Source organism: Vibrio sp. 2134-1, from assembly GCF_033339495.1.
In genome coordinates this window covers 1-547 of the sequence record NZ_JAWOUS010000838.1, presented here as the reverse complement: position 1 = coordinate 547, position 547 = coordinate 1, and the positions used below count along the sequence as shown (strand labels likewise).

The 547-nt window shown below is 43.7% G+C and carries 1 protein-coding gene and 1 pseudogene; both read left to right on the top strand.

The window, feature by feature from the left end; all coding sequences use genetic code 11:
* Nucleotides 1-177, top strand: a pseudogene (locus R7R78_RS28835) (alkaline phosphatase); the annotation flags it as partial.
* A gap of 136 nt (nucleotides 178-313) precedes the next feature.
* Nucleotides 314-547: ribbon-helix-helix domain-containing protein (locus R7R78_RS28830; protein WP_225474934.1), on the top strand; the 234-nt coding region annotated here is incomplete at its 3' end.

Sequence of the window (547 nt, the reverse complement as noted above, 5' to 3'; positions counted from 1 at the left end):
GGTAACTTGCTCGCTCGCGAACAAGCGACCAAACAAAACACGGTATGGGGAACAGGCACGCACACTCATACACCAGTGAACGTATTCGCTTGGGGACCTGCAGAAACCATTCTTCCAGTTTCAAAAATCATGCACCACTCCGAGCTTGGTGAGTTCCTAAAGCAACAAATTAAATAATCATCTTGCCCTTACTTCACGTCTTGTGATGTTCCAACGCTCTCTCACGAGAGCGTTTTTTTATCCGCAAAAACAGTTGACGCTTTAAGCAACAATACTCAATATTTGCACGTCTTAAATCATATCTACGAATACCATGTGCGAAATATTTGCTAAACAACCACAGGATAATTATCAGTTTATCACTCGTTCCATCCGCATTGACGGCCATGCCACCAGCGTAAAATTAGAGTCGAGTTTTTGGACGATTCTTGAAGAAATTGCCAGTGCGCAAGACATGACCGTTCCAAAGTTTATCAGCACGGTGTATCAAGAAGCACTGGAATACAATGGTGAAGTGAACAACTTTGCATCCTTACTGCGCTGCGCA